Source organism: Kaarinaea lacus, from assembly GCF_975902315.1.
Genome location: NZ_CDLKIE010000326.1, coordinates 1 through 25,903 on the forward strand (window position 1 = coordinate 1; position 25,903 = coordinate 25,903).

The following is a 25,903-nucleotide window of genomic DNA, read 5'->3' on the forward strand; positions in this document are numbered from 1 at the left end:
GTTACGGGAATTACAAAATCGGTATTGATTTGCTCGGAGTCGCTCCAGTGAGAAAGGGAGGCGACAATTTCCTTTTTCTCTTTTTTTATGCGTTCCAGGTCTTTTTTGTAGGGATTGACCTTGCGCTTATTTTTTATGGTGATGTGCTGGGATTTGTACTTCTTGTCTTTAACTTCAAAGTCGATGATGTGTTTTTTGGGATTGGTTTCAACCACCAGTTGGTGTTTGCCTTTCTCGGCATTCAGGTCAATACCTGTAATTGCAAGCCATTGCGTATCCTGTTCTGGATTGGGCGCCACCATCACCCGCTTGTCATTGTAGGTTACGACCGGCGCGGTTGGTGATTCGATATCCAGGGGAACAACAGCGATGCCTCCCGGTACCGGGTTGGCTTTGGGAAGTTTTGTTGCCAGCGCGGGTAGTGCTGCCAGGATCAGGAACAGGGTAATTAATAATCGCATGATTTTTTTCATATAGGGATGAGACTGGGACATATGGAATTTGTTGCAGGATATTTGCCAGTTTTACGAATCCTGGGTATCTGTAACCGTGGATATCACTTTGCCGTACTGTAACTGGGTTGCCAATTGTTCTCCTGTTTTCAATTGCTTAGCATCACGCACGATGGAGTTGTCATCCTTTCTGCGAACGATAGCGTATCCCCGGCCTAAAGTGGCCAGCGGACTGACGGCCTCCAGTGCCCTGGATAGTGCGGCAATCTGATGTTTACTGGACGCTAATTTATTCGACATGGCAGTTCGCATGCGTTGGCTTATTGCCTGTTGGGTGAGCGATAAATTTTCCAGGCGGTGAGCGGGGCTGCGTTGCTCCAGTCGTGCCCTAAGTCCGGATAGCTGGGCCACCGCGGAGTGTCGGCGAATCTGATAAGTATGAATTAACCGTTGCTCCAGTTCGTCCAGCCGCTGGGCAATGCGCTGAATCCTTTGCTTAGGATGCTGGATGCGTTTGCTGAGCCAGCTCAGTTTTTGCTGTGCCTGGAGCAAATACTGGTTGGTTAGCTTGATCAACTGGTTCTCTGTACGATTGATTGCGCTCAGCCATTCACCGCGATCGGGGCTTACCAGTTCTGCCGCTGCTGACGGGGTGGGGGCTCGAACATCCGCGACAAAATCGGCGATAGTAAAATCGATTTCATGTCCGACACCGCAAACAATGGGAATAGTGCAATCAAAAACCGCGCGTGCGACGCCTTCATCGTTAAAGGCCCACAAATCTTCCAGTGAGCCACCACCTCGGGTCAGTATCAGCACATCACATTCTTTGCGCCGACAGGCCTTTTTAATCATGCGCACTATTTGTGGCGGTGCATCATCGCCCTGAACAGGCACAGGGTAGATAAGTACCGGTATGCCGGGAAAGCGTCGTTTTAAAACGCTGACCACATCGCGAACCGCTGCGCCACTGGGTGAAGTGACGATACCGATTCGCGATGGAAAGGCGGGAAGGTCCTGTTTATGTTCGGCGGCGAACAAACCTTCTTCGGCAAGTCTGGTCTTAAGCTCCTCGAATTTGCGTTGCAGAATGCCGGCACCGGCTTCTTCCATATGATCCACGATGAGTTGAAAATCGCCGCGGGCTTCATACAGGCTCACGCTTGCGCGCACCAGGACCTGGGTGCCGTTTTCAGGTTTGAATTTCAGCAAGCGGTTGCTCATGCGGAACATGGCGCAACGAACCTGGGCTGTTTCGTCTTTCAGGCTAAAATAGATATGTCCGGAAGCAGGGCGGGCCAGGTTGGAAATTTCGCCCTGTACCCACACCGATGGGAAATTCCCTTCTATGAGTGCACGGACTTCACTGTTCAGTGCTGAAACACTATAGATATCACTGATACTCACACCGCGCAGGGTGTTGGGTGGGTGTTCGTCGAAGGACATTTACGCTCGGTCGTACGGATTACGTGTTTATAAAAAGAAAAAGCAGGTCGCTTGCGCTCCCTGCTTTTTCGATTTTACATTTTTGAGGTGTGCTGCTTTAGAACAACCAGGGGCCTGCTTTTTCCTGTGCTTTAGCTTGCTCGTAACCCATTTCACCCTGGAACTTGGCTTTTTTCGCCAGCTTAAGTGCAGTTTTGTCGTCGCCTTTCGCAGCGGCAGCTTTGGCTTTCTTTAAGATTTTGCTGTTAGCATCACGCCATTCGCCACCCGCTGAAGCTGATTTTTTGATCGCTTCTTCAGCTTCTTTGATGGCTGCAGCAACTTCCGGGCTGGCTTCGCCACCAGCAGCTGCTTTCTCACCGCTAGGCTGGTCTGAGAATGTGCTACATCCACCTAAAATAAACAAAGTAGCAACCACAATAGCTAGTTTCTTCATCAAATCTCCTCCACTGATGTATTTAATTTTTCTGAATCAAGCGATTGGCCCAGTTCAGGATTTACCTGGAAATGTAGACCAAATAGCTTAGGGAATCTATAGTTAGCGACCCCGATAAACGTACAGGTTTACCCGGTGAACGTCAATCTTTATAATGCCGGCACGATGAATTTACAGCCCAAATAGAGAATTCCAATATGCGAATTGTTCAAGAAGCGCTCACTTTTGACGACGTCCTGCTACTTCCGGCTCACTCCAATGTGCTGCCAAAAGAAGTACAGCTTAAGACAAAAATCACCCGAAATATCGATTTGAACATACCGCTGGTATCGGCCGCTATGGATACCGTCACAGAAGCGCGATTAGCCATCAGTATGGCGCAGGAAGGCGGATTGGGCATTGTTCACAAAAATATGACCCCGAAAAAGCAGGCCTACCAGGTGCGGGCGGTGAAAAAATTCGAAAGCGGGGTGATAAAAGAACCCATTACCGTCACTCCCGAGACCAGTATTGAGGAAGTGTTGCAATTGACGCGGGCACGGAATATATCCGGTGTGCCCGTGGTTAAAGGTGAAGAACTTGTCGGTATTGTAACCGGCCGTGATTTACGCTTTGAAACACGTTACACCAGTCCGGTTTCCAACATCATGACACCGAAAGAAAAGCTGGTAACTGTGAAAGAGGGTGCGGAGAAAGAAGAGATTCTTAAGTTGCTCCACGAACACCGCATTGAAAAGCTGCTGGTGGTGGATGACAAGTTTCAATTGCGTGGTTTGGTTACGGTTAAAGATATTCAGAAAGCCCAGGAGTTTCCTAATGCCTGCAAAGATGATCAGGGTCGTCTACGCGTAGGTGCAGCCGTTGGAGTCGGTGAAGGTACTGAACAACGGGTGGAAGCGTTAGTGGGAGCCGGCGTTGATGTTATCGTTGTTGACACCGCGCACGGACATTCCCAGGGTGTCCTGGACCGGGTCGCCTGGGTGAAAAAGCATTATCCCCAGGTGGATGTTATCGGAGGCAATATTGCAACGGCAGATGCCGCGAGGGCCCTGGCAGATGCAGGCGCTGATGCGGTTAAAGTGGGAATCGGCCCAGGTTCTATTTGTACTACGCGTATCGTTGCTGGTGTTGGTGTTCCTCAAATCACGGCAATTTCAAATGTCGCAGAAGCCCTGAAAGATTTAGGTATTCCAGTGATTGCGGATGGCGGAATACGCTATTCTGGTGATGTTGCCAAAGCCATCGTAGCTGGCGGTTATTGTGTGATGCTGGGAAGCATGTTTGCCGGTACCGAAGAAGCGCCGGGCGAAGTGGAGTTATTTCAGGGTCGTTCTTACAAGTCATACCGCGGTATGGGCTCCCTGGGCGCCATGTCTGGTCAAAATGGTTCGAGTGACCGTTATTTTCAGGAAGACAGTAACAAGGAAAAACTGGTCCCGGAAGGTATCGAAGGGCGGGTTCCTTTCAAAGGTCCCCTGCAGCCAGTGATTCATCAAATGCTCGGTGGTTTACGCTCCAGCATGGGGTACACGGGATGTGCCACTATTGATGATATGCGAACCAAACCTGAGTTTATTCGTGTAACAGCAGCCGGTATGAGTGAAAGTCACGTGCATGATGTACAGATTACCAAAGAGGCACCTAATTACCGGGTATAAAATTTTTACCAGTTTTTTGAAAACGAGTGCAGATTTAAATTATTAGCAGCTTTAATAGCTGCTAATTTTTTCCAACACCATAAATAAGTAACAGTTTCTTAATCAGGGATAATATCTTGAACGCAGCCGCAGATATCCATGCCGACCGAATTTTAATTCTCGATTTCGGTTCTCAATATACCCAGTTAATTGCGCGTCGGATTCGTGAAATTGGTGTTTATTGCGAAATCTATGCTTATGATGCAGCTGAAGATGCAATCGCAACATTTAAACCTAAAGGCATTATTCTTTCTGGTGGTCCTGAGTCTGTGAATGTGTCTGATCCGCCACGTGCACCTGAAGTAGTGTTTTCATTAAAAGTGCCTTTACTGGGTATTTGTTATGGCATGCAAACCATGGCAGTACAGTTGGGTGGTAAAGTGCATAGTGAAGGTCATAGCGAATTCGGTTATGCCAAGGTGCGCGCTCATGGTCATTCCCAGTTGCTCAACAATATAGAAGATGAAATCAGCTCCGAAGGTTATGGTTTGCTGGATGTATGGATGAGCCATGGTGATCGTGTGGAAGAAATGCCAGCGGGATTTTTCAAGATTGCCAGTAGTGACAATGCACCGCTTGCAGGCATGGCCGATGAGCAGCTACATTATTATGGCGTGCAGTTTCATCCTGAAGTTACTCACACCCTGCAGGGTAAACGAATTTTGCAGCGCTTTGTCTGTGATATTTGTGGCTGTGATACCTTATGGAAGCCGACCAGCATTGTCGAAGACAGTGTGCTACGGGTGCAGGAGCAGGTTGGTAAGGATGAGGTGATACTGGGGTTATCCGGTGGTGTGGATTCATCGGTAGTAGCAGCATTACTGCATAAAGCCATTGGCGATCAACTTACCTGTGTGTTTGTCGATAATGGTTTGTTACGTCTTAATGAAGGCGACCAGGTCATGGCAACCTTTGCCCAGCATATGGGTGTTAAGGTGATTCGCGTCAATGCCGAGCAGCGCTTTCTGTCAGCCCTGGAAGGGATTAGTGATCCGGAACAAAAACGCAAAATCATTGGCAACTTGTTCATCGAGGTTTTTGAAGAAGAGGCCGCCAAGTTTAAAAATGCCAGCTGGCTGGCGCAGGGTACTATTTACCCGGATGTTATCGAGTCAGCCGGTTCCGCAACCGGGAAAGCGCACGTCATTAAATCTCATCATAATGTGGGTGGCTTGCCCGAAGATATGACACTAAAACTGGTGGAGCCATTACGCGAGTTATTTAAGGATGAAGTGCGTGCCATTGGTGAAGAACTGGGTCTGGCCCATGAGTTGGTATATCGCCATCCCTTTCCGGGACCAGGGCTTGGGGTACGTATACTGGGTGAAGTGCGCAAAGAATATGCTGACATACTTCGCCAGGCTGACCACATTTATATTGAGGAACTTCACAATCACAATTTATACCACGAGGTCAGTCAGGCCTTTGCCGTTTTCCTGCCGGTCAAGTCAGTGGGTGTAACCGGTGATGGGCGCGCATACGAATATGTCGTTGCCTTGCGCGCTGTAGAGACAGTGGATTTTATGACGGCACATGCAGCCCGCTTACCCTGGGAGTTACTTGAAACGGTGTCGCGGCGTATTATCAATGAAGTAAAAGGCATATCACGCGTATCTTATGATATCTCTAGCAAACCACCTGCCACTATCGAGTGGGAATAACCCTATCTAAGCTGGTTAGTCACATGTCTGAAGTAGATTTGCACTGGATGCGCCATGCCATTGAACTGGCGAGGCGTGGCCAGGCTGAAGGTGAAGTGCCCGTAGGGGCGGTAATTGTTAAAGATAACCTGGTCGTTGGTGAAGGCTGGAACCAGCCCATTGGTTTACATGACCCATCCGCCCATGCTGAAATGCTTGCCTTGCGTGAGGCAGGTAAAAGCTTATCTAATTATCGCTTACTCGATACTACCTTGTATGTCACACTCGAGCCTTGTGTGATGTGTGCCGGTGCAATTATTCATGCGCGGGTGGGGCGTGTGGTATATGGAGCCAATGATCCCAAAGCGGGTGCAGCGGGTAGTATTGTTGATATCTTTTCTAATCCAAAACTCAATCATCACGTAAGTGTAGAAGGTGGCATGTTAGCTGCAGAATGTGGTGATCTGCTCAGTCAATTTTTCAAGGCCAGGCGCAAGTCATGTTGAATATCCCCAGAATTATTTATCCAGGTGTTTTGTTCTTGTTGATTGTCTTATTGGTTTGGGGGTGTGGTAAACAACCTGAACCAACTCCCTCTATCGATACGGCATCAGCAAAATCCTCCGCAAAATCTATAGTAGATAAGCAGGACGTTATCCAATGGCCTGACAACATTGAACCTGCCCATGTGGATATGGAACTCAAACAAATCTCTCAGCGTACCTATTACGTGGAAGGGCCGCCGGGTACTCCTACCGACAACGAAGGTTTTATGTCTAATGCCGGGGCCGTTGTTACCAGTGAAGGTGTAGTGGTCTTTGATTCCCTGGGTACGCCATCATTGGGCTATAAACTTTATCATCTTATCAGGCAAGTGACAGACAAACCTGTCGTGAAAGTTGTGTTAAGCCATTATCATGCGGATCACATTTATGGACTACAGGTATTCAAGGAAATGGGTGCAGAGATTATCGCGCCCGCCGGAGCCGAAGATTATTTGAAATCTGATGCAGCAGAAGGACGCCTGCGGCAGCGCAGGGAGACCCTGTTTCCCTGGATTGATGAAAACACCTACCTTGTTACGCCCGACAGGTATATCAGCGAAGATACTGTGTTAACTGTGGGTGATGTTACGCTAACATTGACCGTATTAGGTTCTACGCATTCCAATGGTGATTTGATGATGAAAGTAGAACCGGACAATGTATTGTTTTCCGGTGATTTGATATTCGAGGGGCGCATTCCATTTGTCGCCGGTTCAACACCTGAGCTCTGGCTGCAACAGTTGTCAGAAGTAGATACAATAAAACTGAATGCGATCGTGCCCGGGCATGGAGCTGTGTCCAGAAACCCGGATAAAGCTTTGCAGTTTACCCGAGGTTATCTTGAATACCTGAACCATACGATGGGTGAGGCCGTGGAAAACCTGGCAAGCTTTGACGAAGCTTATGGTCAAACAGACTGGTCGCAATATGAAAAACTGCCGGCATTTGTTGCCAATCGCATGAACGCCTATTTTATTTATCTGCGTCTGGAAGCAAGTTCCATGGAATAAAAGGATCTGCTTGCACGGCTTAAGCTTAAAATTAACTGCAAGGGTTTCGCGCAATTTTCTGATTGTTTAATTTCTTAACGCAACACGCTCCATTTGGCGGACAAAGCGACTGATGATTTCCTGAGAACCGCTACTAAGGTCTTTGAAGCATCCGCCGACACGAATGGAACCAGGTGACGTGGATTCAATATGCCGAACATCGACGGTAAAGTTGATATTTTCCCTGGTGGATAATTGCATCTGACAGCGTATCAGTTGATCGCCGGGTTTGATGACGTGAGGTGTTTTAAACACGATACAGATTCCATTCATGGAGACATCATATGCATGACCCCGCAGGATTTTCTTCAATGGTTCATGCTCCGCAGTTACCTGAACAAAGTGCGGTGCATTAATAGGGATGCGAAATTCAGACCGTCTTTGGGTATACGAGACTGTTTCGGGAAGGTGGCAAATATATGATGAAAATTGTTTGGATTTTTCTGATCCAATCAGATATGTCTCAAAAGATAGCTTGGAACCTCGCACTTGAGTATGCGCAATAAGCCTTCCGTATTGTTGGAGCAGCTTGTGGCCATCCTGGGGAAGAATTTCATCAAGCGTAAATTCCATTTTGCTTTCGTCAACTGCCAATACACTGCTGGTATACGTTTGCTTACTTTCCGGCAGGCTAATTTTCAGAACTGTGCGTTCCTGTTTTAATATATGAAACAGTTCGATAATTTTTTGAGTGTGACTGAAATTTTCGTCAGCTATCTGGTCCGTATCCGGATTGAGAAAAGGAATGAACTGTTTTAAGGAAAATGCCATGGCGATTAACGCGCGTCATTGATTCCATCAATCTTAAAACGGATGACTGCTAACTCAGGCGTTGTCATTGCAGCCTTCATTTGCGGTTTTGGCTTTTTGCATGCAATTCAGGTACTCTTCAGAATTTTTTTCGTGTTTTTCTTCACATTGGTTGTAGGCTTGCAGCAAGTTGTAGTTGCACTCCAGTTTCTTTTCCATGGCTTTAACGGCTTCTTTCTGTTTATCAAGAGCTTCCTGTTTCTGTTCAAGTTCAAGTTCAAGGTTTTCCAGCCGTTTTTTATCTTTGGCAAGGGTGTCCGCAATTACGGTATTACTGGCGATTGCAAACAGTAGGGGGAGGATATATTTCATCATAAGTCTTCTCACTTTTGAGTCCGTTAAATTGATACAGGTTTAATCCATATTTCCTTGGTGCTTGATAGTAGCGAATATAAAAATTTTTAACCGTTATTGATATCGACAGCATCTATCGATTCTTAAGCAATTGTAAGCTATCGAATTTCGGCAAATTACTACAATAATCTGGTTTAAGTAAAAGATAATCTGGTGGACTGTTAATCAATTGACATGCAGTATAAACATAGATGTTATACCACTTACCGTTAACTCTATTGTATAGTAAATTCTATAAAGAAAAACAACAGGATACCATTATTTTGCTGTCTGGAATTTCAACAGTTCGAAAAAGTTTCACGACAATTTTACTCATCCCCTGCGTGATAATTAGTTATCTTTATAGCCAATTCGCGATGGCGGAGGATTCTGCTGCCGAGTTTATCGAGTTTGACGATCAACCGCTGGAGCAGGAACTGGTACTGCCAGACTGGTTTAAGTTGAGTTTCCTGGAGCTGAAAGCTGACCTGGCTGATGCTAAAGCAGCCGGCAAATGGGGTGTGTTGTTATATTTCGGTCGCAAGGATTGTCCTTACTGTAAGGTTCACCTGTCAAAGAACTGGTCTGATCGCGGGATTGTTGCCTATACCCAGGAGCACTTTGATGTCATCGCTATTGATGTTCGTGGTGACCGGTCAGTGACAGATTATAAAGGTAAAGTCTATAAGTCAGAGAAAGCTTATTCTGCCAAATTGCGTACCAATTTTACGCCTTCCTTTTTATTCGTTGATGTACATGGAAATGAAGTGTTGCGTTTGACTGGCTATCACCCACCATATCAGTTTCGCGCAGTACTGGAATTTATTGCCGACAAGCATTACCTGTATGAGTCCCTACGGGCATACATTGCGCGTGGCGAAACTATTGCGGGTCTGGAAGAGAGTGAGCTCAATGACCATGATATCTTCAGCGAACCACCATTTGCCATGGGACGTAATCAAATTCCGGCAAAAATGCCCCTTGCGGTGTTTTTTGAGCAGCCCACATGTCATGCATGTAATGTTTTACATGCCGGGCCGCTGAATAATAAAAAAATAATCAGCAAGTTTAAGCAAATGGAAGTTGTGCAGCTGGATCGAAATTCTGAGACTCCGGTTATTACGCCAGGCGGTGAAAAACTTACTGCCAGGAAGTGGGCAGAGCAATTAGGGTTGTACTATTCACCAACGATTATATTTTTTGATGAAGCAGGCAAAGAGATACTTCGGGTGGATTCAGTTATCCGCTTTTACCGCTTAAATGGTGTGCTGGATTACATCTTGAGTAAAGGTTATGAGGAATATGAAACCTTCCAGCTGTGGCGGCATCAATACCGGCGTTAACCAAAATCACAGGAATTTTGACAATCTATGGCCGGATCATCCAGAAAAGTTATTTTCGCAGCGTTAGCGGGGAATACACTGATTGCGATTACCAAATTTGTTGCTGCCGGCATTAGTGGTAGCTCGGCGATGCTATCTGAAGGTATACATTCGCTGGTTGACACGGGAAATCAGGGATTGCTTTTATATGGATTGCATCGCGCAAAGCGCCCAGCTGACAGTGCTTTTCCCTTTGGCTATGGTAAGGAAATATATTTCTGGTCTTTTGTTGTTGCGATTTTAATCTTTGCCTTAGGAGCGGGTATTTCCATGTACGAGGGAATACATCGCTTGATGGAGCCTAAGATCCTGGGTGATCCAACCATCAATTATATTGTACTGGGTTTGGCAATGTTGTTTGAAGGGGTTGCCTGGTATTTAGCGTTTAAAGAGTTTTCCAGAGTTAAAGGGCCAATCGGTTACATTGAAGCAGTGCAAAAAGGAAAAGATCCAACATTGTTTGTGGTGCTGTTTGAAGATTCTGCGGCGATGTTGGGTTTACTGGTTGCGCTGATAGGTGTTGCGTTGGGCGATATTACCGGAAATCCCATGTATGATGCCATGGCATCAATAACGATCGGTTTATTACTGGGCGCAACTGCAATCTGGCTGGCCTATGAAACCAAAGGTTTGTTAATTGGAGAAAGTGCCAATAAGCGCGTTGTGAAGAGCATTCGTGAACTGGTTAATAAAAGTAACTATGTGGAGCATGTGAACGAAATATTAACAATGCATATGGGGCCTGAATACATACTAGCCAATATTAGTATTGATTTTATTGACGATGCTACAGCTGATCAAGTTGAAGACAGCATAGAAGATATGGATCAACAAATTAAACGGTTATTTCCTTCTGTAAAACGAGTATTTATTGAAATAGAAAAACGGAAAAATAAACAAACAGAATAGGCTGATAAGTTATGTGTGTACATAACGAAACGTGAGATTGATTCTCGGCTGTTTAGGACTCCTGCTTTTAGGGACACAGTGTTGCCAGTGATGCTGGAAAGAGCCCGACATAGTAAGCAGGCTACCCGAGGGGAGCGTTAATTTATGTTGTTCTTTGCCTGTTCTGTGTTTGATTTTGAATATTCTTTCTTCGCCCAGGCTAAGTGATGCTATAAAAGGTTCGCTGCCCAGCTCTTTTTCATTATCGGAATGCCATCCCATTGAATCATTTTCACTACGATATAGATTTCCCAGTACGCTATTGAACGGATGTTGGCTGACTGCTTCTATTTTGTGTTTAATATCAGTTAGCGATTTAGTCCATGGAAGGGGAATGTGTTTAATCCCCGAATATTGATAAATAGCGGATTTGTCGCCATACCAGCAAACCAGCCGAGGAACGAGAATGGGTTTGCCAAACATCTTAATAGTTTCCTCGGTCCAGTCGAGATCATCCAGTAAAATATCAAACCAGTAGCTGGCTTCTTCGGTGGCGAAGAAGTCAGGATAAAAGCATAACTTCCCGTCGTGTGTGATTATAGTTTCCATGGCGATATGCAGATGTCTCAATGCGAATTGACAAATTCCAGATTGGTATAAGCACCAATCGATGCTTAATAGATATCACAGAATCATCAAATATTGGAGTAAATATTCTGGCTTTGATTTACAGGAACAACTGGTTCATGGAATGATTTTGTTGAGTGCTGTGAGTTGCTTCTGTGATAGCGCCACGATAAATGGCGCAGTGAATTGAACTGTTTTTGTTATAAGAATTGACCGGATAGAAAGTGTGTTCAGTTGGAAGTCGTATTTTTAATGCAATAAATACCACAGTCGATCAACAAGGCCTGCGCGCGTCAAGCTTGCAGACCTTGTCGATTTGCGAATGGTTTTAATGGCTAGCGTAGGTACTTGAAGATCAGTGGAACTGAAATTCTGTTGTGTCCTACTGGTTAGTTAGCATGTGATCAATTTCGGATTCAGCACATAGCCAGTCCGCATTGGGATCACCGCCAGAAAAACCTCTTTTTTCTGCCATGAAATAGGCTGCTTCTGCAATCATACTAACGCGTTGCTCGGGAGTTATAAAATTACTGGTTGTAGTTTTGGTTTTGCCAAGCGTTGGTTTTTTTGTTTTTGCGGTACGTTTGCTGGTAGCTGTAGTTTGTGCTGTGGGCATGCGAATAACCTCCTGGTTGAAGTATTATATGCTGCCGATAGATTCGGCAGATTACTATGTATTACTTTGAAAGATGTCAGGTTGCAAACTACTCCTTATACAAATTGTGCGAGCGCAACTAGCTAGCGCCAGGTTATTCATCATGAATATCCCTGGTAAGAACCTTTATATAATTCCTTTGATAACTTCTTAGTAGAATTTTGTGATTTTGCTGCGCGGCTTCTTTGGGAAAAGCACGACAGGTCAATAGATTTAGTGTAGTACGCTTCTGGAAATTGAAAAGTGAAATTTTTGTGACAAAGAATAACGTTGTTTTATAAATATTCGCGCAATGATAACCCGGCAAGTTTGAATGAGTCAGCAACGAGTTCGGTACCAGGGTATCTGCGTCGGTCGAACCAATTAATGAACCCGTTATGAGCAGTACTTGAAAGAGGTATATGAGTTTGGCGCAGAAAATGTCAGGGCGAGAAGAGGGAAGCTATTCAATTTTTGACTGTAATCCTGAAACTAACGATCCTAAAGGAGGCTTTGTCGGGGTCTCCTTTAGGACATTGTCGTTTGACGTCAGAACGAGTGTGTTAGTGTTATCAGGTTGTTAGGCTTAATTCGGCTTAGTTAGGCTTAGTTAGGTCTGGAAAGGCTTGATTAGGTGATTACATTCCACCACCCATACCGCCACCGCCCATACCCATACCACCACCCATACCACCGCCCATACCGCCACCACCCATGCCGCCGCCCATACCGCCGCCGGCCATACCACCACCCATTCCTCCGCCCATTCCACCGCCACCCATGCCCATGGTATTACCCTCCATTTTGCTGTTGCGGTTAAACGAAAGAAAGTATGTGGTTCTTTTCAATCCATGAAAATTACTACTCCTTCTATAATAATATTAGTAGATTCTCATAAAAAATCAAGATAATTTCTATAAAAAATAATAACTTACAAGTTTTATAAATTATTAATTCAATCAGGTTTTGCAGAATTTGTGTGCAGAAAGGCGCACTGTAGGAATAAGGGTGGAGATAAAAAACGAATGTGATGTTGTAGTAGCGGGGTTACACCGTACCATGTTTTGTTTCTATGCTAATGCCCAGTTCTTTCAACATACCAGTGGGGAGTATGCCACCCGCACTAATGATAACTGCGTCATTGTCGGCCTCAATCATTTTCCCGCTATGATCAATAACAACGCGATCCTGTAATATTTCCTTGACGTTGGATTTGAGTAGAACGGCCAGGTTGCCCTGTTTTTCTGCGTTGGCAACCCGCTGGCGGTTTTTCTCCTTGGCACGGGTGAATGCACCACTGCGGTAAGACAGGATCACCTGGGTGCCTGGTTCTTCAGCGATACTGGCCGCTGCCTCCAGCGCACTATCACCACCACCTACGACCAGCACTTTTTGATTACGGTATTGTTCGGGATCTGCCAGTCGGTATACCACCTTGGTGAGTTGTTCGCCAGGTACATTCAATTTACGGGGTGTTCCGCGTCTGCCGATAGTGAGCAGGATGTTTTTTGTGCGATAGGTGTTTTTCGTTGTAGTAACTTCAAATCCCGTCTGGGTGCGCATGATGCTTTCCATGCGTTCTTTAAAGTTGATGCGAATGCCGGTCTTAGTGGCGACCTTATGCCAGAAACCGAGCAATTCTTCTTTAGAAATCTCAGTAAATTGTACTTTACCCACGATCGGCAGTTCGGCGGGTTGAGTCATTACCAGTTTGCCTCTGGGGAAGTGAGAGACAGTGCCTCCCAAGGATTCCTGTTCCAGGGTCACATAGCGCAGCTTGTTTACATGTGCCCCCAGCGTGGCTGAGAATCCGGCGGGACCAGCACCTACAATTACCAAATCAAGGTCGCTACCCTGTCCGAGGCCGGGCTTTTGCATAATGGATTCCATTGCCTGGCGACCTTGTTCTATGGCATTACGAATTAGCCCCATACCACCCAGTTCTCCGGCGATAAATATTCCTGCCACATTGGTTTCAAAATTCTCGTTAACATAAGGAATGTCAACGCCGCGTTTTTCTGTGCCAAATACCAGGGTGATCGCTTCGACGGGGCAGGCTTCTGCACAGGCACCGTGCCCAATGCAATCGGTAGGATTAATTAAGGCCGCTTTTTCATCGATGATGCCAATTACGTCACCTTCCGGGCATACTTCTCCGCAGGAGTTACAACCTATGCACAAATTTGGATCAATCAGCGGATGAAGTGACGCGGGTTCCGTGAGTCCTGCTTTAACGTTTTCTTCCAGTAACTGCTTATGCTCTTCATATTTCCTGCGTTTTCGCGCGTGGGTCCATAGAACGGCAATCGCAATCGGCAGCACGTACACCAACAACATGGCGTATTCGCCAATTAGCACTAAGAGATCACTGAAAACCACTGTTATTTAATCCGACTGAAGACTGTTAAATTTATATTTTTTGTGTTGTAGAACTGCAAATTTACCGCTGTATTATGCCCCAAACAATTCACTGAATTGTGTCATTGCAATTAATTTACCAGATTAATGTTATTGTCTTGAAGAAGTTACGTATATCGGCTCATAAGTCACTATTATATCGGAATTTTCTGTTTTTCTGTCAGAAATTTTTCCTGATTACAAGCTTTACATCATGACTAGCCGCTGCGCATGTTGCTCGCAGGTTATACAGAAAAAAAAGGGGGCGTTACTTCCATACATTCCGCACCTTGGCTGACCCTCCCAGGTGCATAACAGGTATGGTATAAGCTCCGATTTGAATGGAGAATAACCCACACCCATTGGCGCATTGTAGCGTGACTGTCGATTGGAGGGTAGTCCTGTCTGACGGCTTCAGAATAAACCACTATCAGCATTGTGGATTTTAAATTGCGGTTGTTGCAATGAAAACTGCATTCATAGAATTCATAAACAGTGTTTTTTTTAACCGTACAAATTGAAGAAACGATAATATTATTGATGATACGAGCGAGTGTAAATCGATTCATCCAGTAACATAAACGACAGGAATGTCGTCAATAGCGCCAAAACCATCACTATGGATGCCGGCAGCCCACACATTAGTATTCCAATGACGATCCAGGCATCGCGTACAAATTTTTTCTTTTGCTTATATTGAGCAGTAGTACGAAGTGGAATCCATTCATTTTTATTTTCATCGTATATGTACATGTTTACCTCGGCGTTAATTGGTGCAAATTTTAAAATCAGAAAAGTGCCTCTAATAATGAAACTAATTTAATTAACTAAAGTGGGTAATCCCTGTTTTTGTATGAGTTTCTGATCAGTGGCCAGCGAAATCAGGCTTAACGATTATTTTCAATAGGCTGTACAGATTCAGTATAGACAATCGAGCAACGGTTGATTGCTGGTCAAAACGGGCCCAGTAATCATGCAATGAGCGGTTTTATCTAATCTATGTAAAAGTTTATTTAATGAAGTGTAATCAATGCCTTCTGGCGTGAGTGCTTGATATCCGGACTGATTACGCTCAAGTGCCATTTTTAACAGTCTCAACTACTAGGAATATACTCGTCGTCAGCATCATAGCTTGATTAATTTCACGCACGCACAGTGCGTAACGCACGACACTGGTTATCGTGTACAATAGCCCATAAATAATAAACGCATAAATAACAACATGTTATGGCCATCCTGGCAATTTTGGCGGGAAATAGTACTTAACGAATTAAATGAGCGAAATCCATTGCGTCAGTTCTATTACGCTTGCTTGATAAACCAGCTATAATCGAATACCTCGTAGCCAGGCGCGGAACACTCATTGTTTGTTTGCTATTTGCGCTTAGTATAAAGAATGAATAGCTCCGAGTGTCGGTATCGTTTACTGACGTACAGATAATTTTAAGAATTTTTAATAGATAAAACGAAGTGGTGTGTTTAACTGAAGTACCGTTATCCATTTCTGAATTCAATCTCGATGCTTGTTTAATCTCGAGCCTTTCATGCTGATTTAAGGATTTCGACATACGTTTCATATAAATCAGCTGCATTATATTTGGGAGATGTAGAAATGAAGTACAAAAAGGGTTTGTTGCTTAAGTTTGTCGCAGTTTTTATATTATTATCCAATTCACATTTCGTATTTAGTGACCCTGCGTTGGAAGATGATAACAATGTTATCCGCTGGGCCGGCTGCGGTATCACCAAGAAAGCATTCATGGCAGAGCTGGCTGCCGCTTATCAGGAAAAAACCAATGTAAAGGTTATTATGGAAGGTGGTGGTGCAACGCGGGGTATCCGTGAGTCGGTTGCATTGAAAATTGATATCGGTGGCACATGTCGCATGCCGCTACCCGAGTTTGACCATTCAGAACTGTATTCAACCGTTCATCCTGTTGCCTGGGATGCTTTAGCGGTAATTGTGCATCCGGATAATCCTATCGAGAGTATTTCCACGCAGCAAATCAGGGACATCTACCTGGGTAATATTACAAACTGGAAACAGTTGGGTGGCAAAAATGCACCGATTCACCTTTATGTAAGAAAGAGTAAAATTTCCGGCGTTGGATATGCTGTTCGCCAGTACATCTTTCAGGATAGTGGTGTTGAATTTAATACCAAATATAAAGTGCCATCATCCGGCCCGTTGGAAAAAGGCATAGAGAAAGACCGATTGGGGATAGGCATTACAGGTATCAGTAGTGCTCGCAAACGTAATGTGAAGATCACCCAATTTGATGGTAAATCGCCGACCTTTGAAAATTTACGCGATGGCAGCTATGGACTGTACCGTCCCTTATACCTGGTAACGGGCCCAGCACCAACTCAGAAAGTGAAAGACTTTTTATTGTTTGCAACATCTGACGAAGGTCGCGAAGTCATTCGTGGCACCGGTACAGTACCTTACCAGGATGCATTGGGATTGATGTCTAAAATGGTTATTTACGGGTTTGGCGTTAAATAACATTCGCTGGCTTTGATCGAAAGCGTATAATCAGATTACGAATCAGGAGTACTTGAATAATAACATTGACCAAATCTAACTCGCGTTTTTCTGACTATTTTGCGCAAAAACTTACTTTGTTTGATATTGATGTTGAATGCCGCTCCAGCGGTTTATGCGCTGGATCTTGATTTACGGCATTCCACATCAGAATTGATAGATTTTTCATTTCTAATTAATAGTTCCACTATCGAATTTACTGACAGTGATACGGTGGTCGATACCGATATTACCCGGTTTGGCGTGCTCAGTTATCACGTGCCGTCGTCTGGTCCGCATTTTGGATTTGCACTGGGCTATTCATACGGAGACTTAAGTAATCATCCAACTTTTCAATCTATTGATATGGATGGTTGGTATGTTGGTATTTTAGTGCGAGGTATGGCCTATGAATCAGAGCGGATGGCGATATCCCTGGAAGCACAATACACTTATCAAGATCTAAGTGGTGCTGATACCACAAGAACTGCATCCTTAAGCTGGAATGAATACTCCGTGAACGCGACGCTTCATGTCGCGCTGACTAAAGCCCTTCGCATTTATGCCGCACCTTTATACGGGGGTGTGGATGCAACGTATCAATATCAGGTTCAGGGCACTGCTGGACAATCCGATAAATTAGAAGCGAACAATAATGCGGGATTTCTTGCAGGATTGCGCTATAAACTGGATAAGAGAGATTTCGTAAGCCTGGAATACCATGACTATACATTTACTGGTGCGGTACTAGGTTTTCGACGCTTGTTCTAGATGTCCGGCGCTTCTTGCTTATAGATTTCCCATAACAATCCCAATCCCCGATAAGCATGTTTTAAGGATTGGCACAGAGGATCCTGCTAAGCTGGTTATTGATTTGCGAAATGGTCTTAGGACAAAATCCTTTTCAGATTATTGTTTTTCAAGTATTCGTTTTTTGAGGTCTCGTTTTCGAAGTATATTTTGGTTATATTGTGACCATTGCCATGAATAACATAAGGATGAGTTTTAGGATTTTTAACGATATTGTTGGTTACAGGGTCAGTCACTAATACGATCATGGATGGATTCCTTGTTTCTTAAAACTGAATTCTTGTTACAGGTAAGTTAACGGCATTAATTGTAAAAATATAAAAGCATCACAAATCTGCAATGTAGAATGACGGCATGTCGCTTTGTTCAGGATTGAGTGCTGGTTTTACTTCTGAATAATTCGAGAAAAATCGCTTGAGCGGGCATTCCACAGCCGATTCACACTGATGCTCGAACGCACATTCGAGTTGCTTTTGGTTCAGATGAATATACGTATCGCAATTATCGCAATATTCTATGGGGATAATTTCCATGGCTCAACCTCAGGGTAAATATTGCTTTGTTATTTAGCAGGTTAAAGGTATGCTTTTTCTAAAATTTAAGTACACGACAGTAGTTTTACATTGACATGTATCAACATATAATAGGCTTTGCATGAGCGGAACAAATGTAGATGATAATTCTTTACTGTTTTACTGGATTATGTGACTTGTGAGCAGTTACAGGATAAAACCAATGACAACGCCAAAAGCAATTCGATTACCTCAAATCAAAGTAGCATGTTCCGATTGTAGTCTGAGGAGTTTATGTTTGCCGTTTGGTCTGGACGGAGAAGAACTCAATAAACTGGACGAAATAATTAAACGCCCACGTCCCTTGCAACGATCACAACGCTTGTATCATCCCGGCGATGATTTCAGGTCTATTTATGTAGTGCGTTCCGGTTCTATTAAAACTTACACCACAACCACCACCGGGGATCAGCAAATTACCGGTTTTCATCTACCGGGTGAACTGGTTGGACTCGATGGGGTTAGCACAGATAACTACAGCTGCACTGCGGAAGCTTTGGAAACTACCAGTGTTTGTGAATTACCTTTTTCGCGACTGGAATCGCTTTCGGGCCAGATCCAGGGATTACAACGTCAATTGCATCGGTTGATGTCCAAGGAAATTCTTGCGGAACAACAGCTGTTATTACAGTTAGGTAAAATGAGTGCCGAATCTCGGGTTGCAGCGTTTCTGGTTAGTATCTCCATGCGTTTACATATGCGGGGATTTTCCGAGACTGAATTTAACCTGACTATGACGAGAACAGATATTGGTAACTATTTAGGCATGGCCGTAGAAACGGTTAGCCGTCAGTTTACCAACTTTCAGGAACAGGGATTACTGAAAGCGTCCCGAAAACATATTCACATTCTGAAACTGGACACCTTGCGAGAAATATCTGGACTAGTGCAGTGTGAGCATAAACCGGGCGTCCAGAATTAATTCTAAATTCTCTATATAATTTATAGAGTTAGCCTTTCTTTCTTAATTATTGTGGGCTGATCATCAAACAGGCACATTAGCAATTGTTAATACATTCCCGTGCGACTTGATTAATATCAAAAACTTCCTGTTCTTTCCCTCTAAAATTAGATTTGTAGGGTCTGGATTACATTATTTGTAACAATGCCAGACTCCCTGATTACTTAATAATGATAATTGAGAAAATAACAATTCAAAGGGGCAAACAATGAGCCATCAAGATTTCGTCATTCCCACAGATAACTTGCTGGACAATCTGGGACCTGGCTGTTTTGTTCAGGTAGACCAGGGCAATGGGCCGTTTTGGGTCGAAATTAATAACACCGATGGCTTTAACTTTGGTGGCCGCGTTCACCCGAATTTGGGCGGTGTTGAATGTCCATTTCACAAGGAAATTGATATCAATTTCAATCGGGAGGAAATTGCTCTACTGGGCTGTGATAACTACTGTTTTTGCTAACTATTAGTGAATCTATAATCGTCTGTGCCCAACAGGGGAATGTATATTCTCACTGATGGGATTGAGCCCGGCCAGCACGAGACTTTCTTATACATCAACGGCAAGTAGCGTTGTCGCTGCTATGCGCTAGTCACCAGGTAACTCAAATTTGATGCCCTGTGCGAGGGGCAGTTCGGTACCCCAGTTAATTGTGTTGGTTTGGCGTCGCATATAGGCTTTCCAGCTGTCGGATCCAGACTCACGACCACCGCCGGTTTCTTTTTCACCGCCAAAAGCACCGCCAATTTCCGCGCCTGACGTACCGATGTTTACATTCGCAATACCGCAATCACTACCTTTTGCAGAGAGGAATTGTTCAGCATTGCGTACATCATTGGTAAATATTGCGGAGGACAATCCCTGTGGCACATCGTTTTGAATGGCAATTGCTTCGTCCAGAGAATGGTAACGTTGCACATAGAGTACAGGTGCAAAGGTTTCTTTGCGTACAATATCGTGTTGCTGGTCTACGGCAATAATCGTGGGCTCAACAAAGTTCCCAGAACGTTGAAGCGCATTCCCACCACATAAAATAGTAGCCCCGGCTTCCTTTGCCCTGGTTACTGCTTCGTTGAAATCCTCCACAGCCTGCTGGTCAATAAGCGGACCCATCAAGGTTGAGTCATCCAGAGGATTTCCAATTTTCACTTGCTGATAGGCGTTAATCAAACCCTGGACGAGATCATCATAAATTTCCGCGTGAACCAGCAGGCGTCGAGTTGTTGTGCAGCGTTGGCCGGCAGTACCTACGGCGCCAAATACGATAGCAGGTACCGCGAGTTTTAAATCAGCACTCGCATCGACAATGATGGCATTATTACCGCTGCACTCGAGTAACACCTTGCCCATGCGGGATGCCATTGTCTGATAGACATGGCGGCCGGTTGCGCTGGAGCCGGTAAACGAAACAAGGGGTATACGATTGTCATTGATAAAGGTTTCCGCAATACTGCGACCAGCGGGTACAAACATGGAAAACAGGCCAGGGAAGCCCAGCTGTTTAGTGACTTCATTGCAGATATGCTGCACCGCTACCGCACATAATGGTACCTTGGACGAAGGTTTCCATACCACGGAGTTTCCCGCTATTGCAGCAATGAACGCATTCCACGACCACACCGCAACGGGAAAATTAAACGCGGATATTACGCCAACAACTCCCAATGGATGCCATTGTTCATACATTCGATGATAAGGACGCTCTGAATGCATGGTTTTACCATACAGCATGCGTGATTGCCCGACGGCAAAATCCGCAACGTCAATCATTTCCTGCACTTCACCATCGCCTTCGGCTTTAATTTTGCCCATTTCCAGTGACACCAGGCTACCCAATGCATCTTTATAATCTCGTAAGGCATTGCCAATTTGTCGAATAACTTCGCCACGCTGTGGAGCAGGTACCATGCGCCATTCTTTTTGAAACTCAACGCTATTGCTAATGAGTTTTTGAACATCGTTATTGTTGCATGCATAAACACTGGCAATACGTTTTCTATTGCTGGGATCAATGGAGTCAATGACGCCAGCTGTTGCGGTCTGACACCAGCCATCCTTGCCAAGGTAAGTTGCAGAATTCCTGTCGTTTAAATGCAGGGTTTTCAGAATATCCACTTGGTTTGCTCCCAGGTCTTTTATATCACTCATAGTACTGACCAAAACGGTTCGCAATAAACTCATCAAACGCAATACTTTCCTGTGTCACAAAGCTTTGATATTTTCCAGGATTACTCATAACAATATCCATAACACCGCAGATACCGGCAGCGGTTGTGACCTGAATGGATGACCATAGTTTTCCCGCAATGGTTTGTGGATAAATCTTTTTAACATAGTTTTCTTCAAACAGATCTTCATCCTTGAAACCGGTCACTGCGACATAAATAAGAACGACGTCCTGCAGAGTTTTTGGAATTGCATTTTCAAGTACCCGCTTCAATGTGGCTCGATCATGGTTCAGCTTGAGGTCATTCATCAGGAGCTTAATGATTTTGCAGTGTCCAGGGTAGCGCAGGGTTTTATAATTCATCGTATTCACCTTGTTGGCGTAAGTATCTGCTAAAGTACCTAAACCACCGGAGGTGTTGAATGCCTCATAGTGAATACCGTCCAGCGTGATGGTTTCGAAACCCTCCAGCGGCAGCAGGCTGGTCATTTCTCCGTTTTCAATACCATAACAGGTATTGCCATACTCATTAATTAAACCATCTGTTGACCAGGTAAGAGAGTATTTCAATGCGTTGTTCTGGTTAACGGGTAATGCGCCAACACGCATTTTAACAGTGTCCAGTTTTTCAAAACGCTGTATCAGGGAATTGGCGACGATACTAATGAATCCCGGGGCTAAACCGCATTGCGGCATGAATACAGAACTCCTGCCTTGACTGATTTGTCGGACATGCTCGGTTACGGTGACATCCTCTGTGAGATCAAAATAGTGCACTCCGTATTTAGCGGCCATATCAGAGACCAGGGGATTGCAATAATAGGGTAGAGAAGAAATGACTGCATCAAACGTGTGTTGAGCAAATAATTTATCCAGGTCGGCGCTGTTTTGTGCATCAATTTTGCTGGTTTTTACATTCTTTAACTTAAGTGTCGATACCAGTGTTTCTGCTGCATTGATATTCAGATTGCCTAAATGAACCAGATAGTCGTTACTTTCTGATAATAAGCAGGTGATCAATGAACCTATTTTGCCGACACCTAACACCAGTACATTATGTTTCGCCAAGTTTCTTCTCCTGGTTCGGTTTCCATTCTGCGGGTTTAATGGTTGCGCATAGTGTCAATAACCACATAAACCATGTATTCCTTCAGATTATCGTCGGGACAATGCCGATGATTTAACTATAATTATCAGATTATAGGCAGGTTTTGAGCCTGCAACAGGAGCAATTACCGGAGTATTAACTGGAGTAATAACCTGGGTGTTAAATACGTGGAAGATTCGTTTGTACAATTTGCGCGGCTTCTTGCCAAAGACCTGATCGAGAATGTCAATTTCGAGCTTTTTCCGGAAAGCGTGGTAAAGGTGCAAACAACGCGTGGTGATCAGGAAATTATCAATCTTGATCTGACTCCCTTTAAAGCCAGGCCACATCCAGTTACTGCCGCCAGGTATTTTTCGTCTGTAGATTCAGTGTCACATTTGTTGAGCGCCTATGAAGCAGCAAAGCACGACCATGTATTTGAAATCAATTATCCTGATGCCATGCTGCACGTATCTGCCTACGCCAATCAGTTTTTAAAAGATATTTTTACCCGGGCGCAGCAAATGTTAACAGACCACCAGGCGAGGTTGGTCGGCAGCTGGTTGGCCGAACTTGATGTGTATACAGCGGTGAAATCTGTCGAGTCGTTATTGAACAGCCGTGCCGATGTCGCGTTACTGGAAGAAGCACAACGACAAAACTGGACAGTACATTTCGATCATCTGGCGATACGTTGCGGAAGTAAGGCCTATGGTGATGCAGAACGCGTGGTTGATATGTTGAAAGAATATCACGGTTATGTTTCGACTCAATTTCCGGAAGAAGCTTTTTATCAGTTCCCTGACGGATGGAATGCATATCCACTCTATAAAATTCTGGAAAATGGCCAGGTGTTACGTCTGTTTATCGACCAGTCTGACGCTGGCAATCGTGCGCAGATCATTCAGCACTGGAATAGGGTGTATGGTTATACGGCACATCATCTGGCAATTAGAGCAACGGTTGTCGGGGATGGTCAGCGCCATGCTGTGCCATTGCAGGATGTCATGGCGGTCCTGGAAAAACGCAGTATTGAAATAATGACGCCGACCGGGGAGTATACATCGGGATTGTTACTGCAGGTATTTACACGTCCTGAGAAAAACACCGCCATTCCTGAAGAGATAAAACGTTCCATTGCCCAACATGGCAGTGAGTTAAATCAGATGATTGAAAACGGTAAATTGCTGGAACTGGTTTCTCGAAGGGAAATGCCGACCGAGTTGGCGCGACAATTGTTTGCATTATACGGTTTGAAATTTGACATTGATAATCCGGTACATTCAGCACCGATCTACCAGTACTTTCTGCCTGCACAGGCCGCTCATGTTATTCGAACTTCTGTTCACACAAGTTGATTATTGTAGTCCTATGTTTCGCAATTATATTATTACTGCTTTTCGCAGCACTTCTGCAGGGTGAAGCGGCTCCACATCCATGTTTCCTCGTATTTGTTGCCGGCAGCTAGTACCAGTGGCGACGATGGTCGTGTCTTTGGATGCGCGACGGATTGCTGGGAACAGGATAAGGTTAGCTACTTTCTGAGACATGGAGTAATTTTCTTTTTCATAACCAAATGATCCTGCCATCCCACAACAGCCTGATGGAATTAACTCGATTCCGGATTCGGGGATAATAGATAATGCATTACAACAACTATCAAGTCCTGTCAGGGATTTTTGATGGCAATGGCCGTGCAAAAGTATCGTGACATGGCCAGCTTTCCAGTCAAGATTCAGGGATTCAATTTTATAACGTTCCATACTGATAAATTCTTCGAATAGAATGGCGCTGCGCTGCACGGCCCGTAGCTTAGATTTTTGTGCGTCTATGACCAGGCTTTCCGCGTCGTCGCGTAAAGTCAGAAGTTCAGATGGCTCGAGGCCAATAACAGGAACATTATAGACAGCCTTGGGATGCAAGTAGTCAATGAGTTCAGTTAAGCGGCTTCTGGCAGTATCGACCAAACCCTGGCTGAGTACGGTTCTGAGAGAGGGGAAGCAGGGTGACAGTTCAACTTTGTATCCGCAATATTCAAGAAACTCAACGGCGGCAATGGCAACTTTAACGTCATAGTATTCAAAATACACGTTGTTCAGCAGGACGACTTCTCCCTGTGTTCCGCTGTTTTTATGTACCCGATGGTGAGCGAACCAGTCGCTCAGGGTTTGTTCCTGAATGGCCGGCATTTTCCTTCGCGCGTCATACCCAAGTAAGGAACGGAAAAAGTGACTATTGAGGAACAGGTTGGTGATCGTTGGAAAGCGGCTGCCGAGTTTGCTTAATGTCTCATATTGGCGGATGACGTGTGCGCGTAAAGGTGTGCCATGTGTTTTAATGTAATGCTGCATATGCTCAATCTTGAAGCGAGTCATATCCACATTAGCGGGACACTCGGAACGACACCCTTTGCAACTCAAACACCATTTCAGAACATCTTTCACATTGTTGTGCGCAATACCTTCTTCAAAACCATATTGTTGCATGGTCTGCCGGATGACGTTGGCGCGTCCCCGAGTGGAATGCTGTTCCTCCAGTGTTGCCATATACGAAGGGCACATAACACCGTTACCGGCTGGCTTTCGGCAAGTTCCTGCCCCATGACAGTTTTCGATAGCTGATATAATGCCGTTAGCTTTGGACCAGTCGAGGAAAGTTGTCGGATTGCTATCCGCTATTGAAAAGTCCGTACGCAAGTCGCGGTCAATGGGGAGTGTATCCACGATCTTGTGCGGGTTAAAAATATTGTCAGGATCAAATTGCTGCTTGGTCTGGGTAATAAGATGATAAACCGTGTCTCCCAGGAGCTTTTTGATATAGTGGCTCCTGATAATTCCATCGCCATGTTTGGCAGACATGGTGCCATGTAACTTATGGAGCAGGTCTGCGGTTTCGTTGGCAATCGAGATGAGTTTTTGTTTTTCCCGGTGTAACTTTAAATCCAGGACCGGGCGCAGGTGGATTAATCCCGTTGAAACAGAACCGTAAAACACCGACTTGGCGTCATGGGCTTTCAGGATTTTTTTAAATTCTTCTACAAATTCCGGTAACTTGTTAACTGCGACAGCGCTGTCTTCAATAAAGGTAACGGGCTTTCTTGATAGTCGGGATCCCATTAACAATCCGAGACCAGCGCGGCGAATAGCCCAGGCCTTTTCTGTTTGTTCATTGATAAGTTGTGGGTAATGGTAACCAAGGCCACTACTACTCAGTTGATCAACCAGCACGTTGGCTTTGTCGGCCAGCTCCGATGCGCTGTCTCCACAGAACTCGACTAAAAGAATAGCTTGTGGGGTTCCTTCTATCCATTGGCGATTACGCTGTTGCTCAAGATTGGCTTTGGTGAGCGAGAGAATATGATGGTCAAGTAATTCTGCTGCACTGGCTTGCAATGAAACGGCCACGGACACTGCCTGTAATGCCTGTTCCAGGGAGTCAAAATGACAAC

General features: G+C 44.8%; 24 protein-coding genes. 11 read left to right on the forward strand and 13 right to left on the reverse strand.

What is annotated here, in order from left to right:
* The 3 genes from ACWVCM_RS10460 to ACWVCM_RS10470 all read right to left on the reverse strand — a co-directional run.
* A partial coding sequence (locus ACWVCM_RS10460) for a hypothetical protein (protein ID WP_455201694.1) occupies positions 1 to 461 on the reverse strand: 461 nt, incomplete at its 3' end.
* A gap of 63 nt (positions 462 to 524) precedes the next feature.
* Positions 525 to 1,898, reverse strand: coding sequence for an exodeoxyribonuclease VII large subunit (gene xseA, locus ACWVCM_RS10465; RefSeq protein ID WP_455201695.1), 1,374 nt, complete (start codon positions 1,896 to 1,898; stop codon positions 525 to 527).
* A 97-nt stretch (positions 1,899 to 1,995) separates the two neighbouring features.
* Positions 1,996 to 2,334 (reverse strand): hypothetical protein, encoded by a 339-nt coding sequence (locus ACWVCM_RS10470; protein WP_455201696.1) that lies wholly within the window; start codon positions 2,332 to 2,334, stop codon positions 1,996 to 1,998.
* A 197-nt stretch (positions 2,335 to 2,531) separates the two neighbouring features.
* On the opposite strand from ACWVCM_RS10470, the gene guaB reads away from it, so the two are divergent.
* The 4 genes from guaB to ACWVCM_RS10490 all read left to right on the forward strand — a co-directional run bounded on the left by guaB (position 2,532) and on the right by ACWVCM_RS10490 (position 7,226).
* Positions 2,532 to 3,992, forward strand: coding sequence for an IMP dehydrogenase (guaB, locus tag ACWVCM_RS10475; RefSeq protein ID WP_455201697.1), 1,461 nt, complete (start codon positions 2,532 to 2,534; stop codon positions 3,990 to 3,992).
* A 116-nt stretch (positions 3,993 to 4,108) separates the two neighbouring features.
* Positions 4,109 to 5,692: a glutamine-hydrolyzing GMP synthase gene (gene guaA, locus ACWVCM_RS10480; RefSeq protein WP_455201698.1), complete on the forward strand. Its 1,584-nt coding sequence runs from the start codon at positions 4,109 to 4,111 to the stop codon at positions 5,690 to 5,692.
* A 23-nt stretch (positions 5,693 to 5,715) separates the two neighbouring features.
* Positions 5,716 to 6,177: a tRNA adenosine(34) deaminase TadA gene (gene tadA, locus ACWVCM_RS10485; RefSeq protein ID WP_455201699.1), complete on the forward strand. Its 462-nt coding sequence runs from the start codon at positions 5,716 to 5,718 to the stop codon at positions 6,175 to 6,177.
* The gene (locus ACWVCM_RS10490; RefSeq protein WP_455201700.1) at positions 6,171 to 7,226 is read left to right on the forward strand and encodes an MBL fold metallo-hydrolase; all 1,056 of its coding nucleotides are present in this window, start codon (positions 6,171 to 6,173) and stop codon (positions 7,224 to 7,226) included. The genes tadA and ACWVCM_RS10490 overlap by 7 nt, the downstream gene beginning before the upstream one ends.
* A gap of 66 nt (positions 7,227 to 7,292) precedes the next feature.
* Here ACWVCM_RS10490 and ACWVCM_RS10495 read toward each other — a convergent pair whose 3' ends face one another.
* On the reverse strand, positions 7,293 to 8,036 hold the full coding sequence (locus tag ACWVCM_RS10495) for a flagellar brake protein (RefSeq protein WP_455201701.1): 744 nt from the start codon (positions 8,034 to 8,036) through the stop codon (positions 7,293 to 7,295).
* Between the two features lie 54 nt (positions 8,037 to 8,090).
* The gene (locus tag ACWVCM_RS10500) at positions 8,091 to 8,390 is read right to left on the reverse strand and encodes a hypothetical protein (protein WP_455201702.1); all 300 of its coding nucleotides are present in this window, start codon (positions 8,388 to 8,390) and stop codon (positions 8,091 to 8,093) included.
* A gap of 395 nt (positions 8,391 to 8,785) precedes the next feature.
* Here ACWVCM_RS10500 and ACWVCM_RS10505 point away from each other — a divergent pair, with 395 nt between their 5' ends.
* The gene (locus ACWVCM_RS10505; RefSeq protein ID WP_455201703.1) at positions 8,786 to 9,751 is read left to right on the forward strand and encodes a thioredoxin family protein; all 966 of its coding nucleotides are present in this window, start codon (positions 8,786 to 8,788) and stop codon (positions 9,749 to 9,751) included.
* A 27-nt stretch (positions 9,752 to 9,778) separates the two neighbouring features.
* On the forward strand, positions 9,779 to 10,699 hold the full coding sequence (locus tag ACWVCM_RS10510; protein WP_455201704.1) for a cation diffusion facilitator family transporter: 921 nt from the start codon (positions 9,779 to 9,781) through the stop codon (positions 10,697 to 10,699).
* A 9-nt stretch (positions 10,700 to 10,708) separates the two neighbouring features.
* Here the strand turns inward: ACWVCM_RS10510 and ACWVCM_RS10515 are convergent, their stop codons facing one another.
* The 5 genes from ACWVCM_RS10515 to ACWVCM_RS10535 all read right to left on the reverse strand — a co-directional run bounded on the left by ACWVCM_RS10515 (position 10,709) and on the right by ACWVCM_RS10535 (position 15,089).
* Entirely contained in the window at positions 10,709 to 11,287 is a 579-nt protein-coding gene (locus ACWVCM_RS10515) for an alpha-ketoglutarate-dependent dioxygenase AlkB family protein (protein ID WP_455201705.1), read from the reverse strand.
* A 400-nt stretch (positions 11,288 to 11,687) separates the two neighbouring features.
* Positions 11,688 to 11,921, reverse strand: coding sequence for a DUF2934 domain-containing protein (locus tag ACWVCM_RS10520; RefSeq protein ID WP_455201706.1), 234 nt, complete (start codon positions 11,919 to 11,921; stop codon positions 11,688 to 11,690).
* 656 nt (positions 11,922 to 12,577) lie between these two features.
* Positions 12,578 to 12,742 (reverse strand): hypothetical protein, encoded by a 165-nt coding sequence (locus tag ACWVCM_RS10525; protein ID WP_455201707.1) that lies wholly within the window; start codon positions 12,740 to 12,742, stop codon positions 12,578 to 12,580.
* A gap of 244 nt (positions 12,743 to 12,986) precedes the next feature.
* Positions 12,987 to 14,318 (reverse strand): NAD(P)-binding domain-containing protein, encoded by a 1,332-nt coding sequence (locus ACWVCM_RS10530; protein ID WP_455201708.1) that lies wholly within the window; start codon positions 14,316 to 14,318, stop codon positions 12,987 to 12,989.
* A 552-nt stretch (positions 14,319 to 14,870) separates the two neighbouring features.
* On the reverse strand, positions 14,871 to 15,089 hold the full coding sequence (locus tag ACWVCM_RS10535; protein ID WP_455201709.1) for a hypothetical protein: 219 nt from the start codon (positions 15,087 to 15,089) through the stop codon (positions 14,871 to 14,873).
* 859 nt (positions 15,090 to 15,948) lie between these two features.
* Between ACWVCM_RS10535 and ACWVCM_RS10540 the strand changes: the two genes are divergently transcribed.
* From ACWVCM_RS10540 to ACWVCM_RS10555, 4 genes are all read left to right on the forward strand, one after another.
* Positions 15,949 to 16,842 carry a phosphate ABC transporter substrate-binding protein gene (locus tag ACWVCM_RS10540; protein WP_455201710.1) on the forward strand — a complete coding sequence of 298 codons (894 nt, stop codon included), beginning with the start codon at positions 15,949 to 15,951 and terminating at the stop codon, positions 16,840 to 16,842.
* Between the two features lie 129 nt (positions 16,843 to 16,971).
* Positions 16,972 to 17,631 (forward strand): outer membrane protein, encoded by a 660-nt coding sequence (locus tag ACWVCM_RS10545; RefSeq protein WP_455201711.1) that lies wholly within the window; start codon positions 16,972 to 16,974, stop codon positions 17,629 to 17,631.
* Positions 17,632 to 18,405: 774 nt separating this feature from the next.
* Positions 18,406 to 19,164, forward strand: a complete 759-nt coding sequence (gene fnr, locus ACWVCM_RS10550; protein WP_455201712.1) for a fumarate/nitrate reduction transcriptional regulator Fnr — start codon at positions 18,406 to 18,408, stop codon at positions 19,162 to 19,164.
* A gap of 247 nt (positions 19,165 to 19,411) precedes the next feature.
* Positions 19,412 to 19,663: a hypothetical protein gene (locus ACWVCM_RS10555; protein WP_455201713.1), complete on the forward strand. Its 252-nt coding sequence runs from the start codon at positions 19,412 to 19,414 to the stop codon at positions 19,661 to 19,663.
* 126 nt (positions 19,664 to 19,789) lie between these two features.
* On the opposite strand, the gene amaB is transcribed toward ACWVCM_RS10555, so the two are convergent.
* Both amaB and ACWVCM_RS10565 read right to left on the reverse strand, forming a co-directional pair.
* Positions 19,790 to 21,349, reverse strand: a complete 1,560-nt coding sequence (amaB, locus tag ACWVCM_RS10560) for an L-piperidine-6-carboxylate dehydrogenase (protein WP_455201714.1) — start codon at positions 21,347 to 21,349, stop codon at positions 19,790 to 19,792.
* Positions 21,342 to 22,436, reverse strand: coding sequence for a saccharopine dehydrogenase family protein (locus ACWVCM_RS10565; RefSeq protein WP_455201715.1), 1,095 nt, complete (start codon positions 22,434 to 22,436; stop codon positions 21,342 to 21,344). Before ACWVCM_RS10565 ends, amaB begins: the two co-directional genes overlap by 8 nt.
* A 207-nt stretch (positions 22,437 to 22,643) precedes the next feature.
* On the opposite strand from ACWVCM_RS10565, the gene ACWVCM_RS10570 reads away from it, so the two are divergent.
* A complete protein-coding gene (locus tag ACWVCM_RS10570) occupies positions 22,644 to 23,813 on the forward strand; it encodes a hypothetical protein (RefSeq protein ID WP_455201716.1) in 1,170 nt (389 codons plus the stop codon).
* Between the two features lie 24 nt (positions 23,814 to 23,837).
* On the opposite strand, the gene ACWVCM_RS10575 is transcribed toward ACWVCM_RS10570, so the two are convergent.
* On the reverse strand, positions 23,838 to 25,903 hold a 2,066-nt coding region (locus ACWVCM_RS10575), incomplete at its 5' end, for an FAD-binding and (Fe-S)-binding domain-containing protein (protein WP_455201717.1).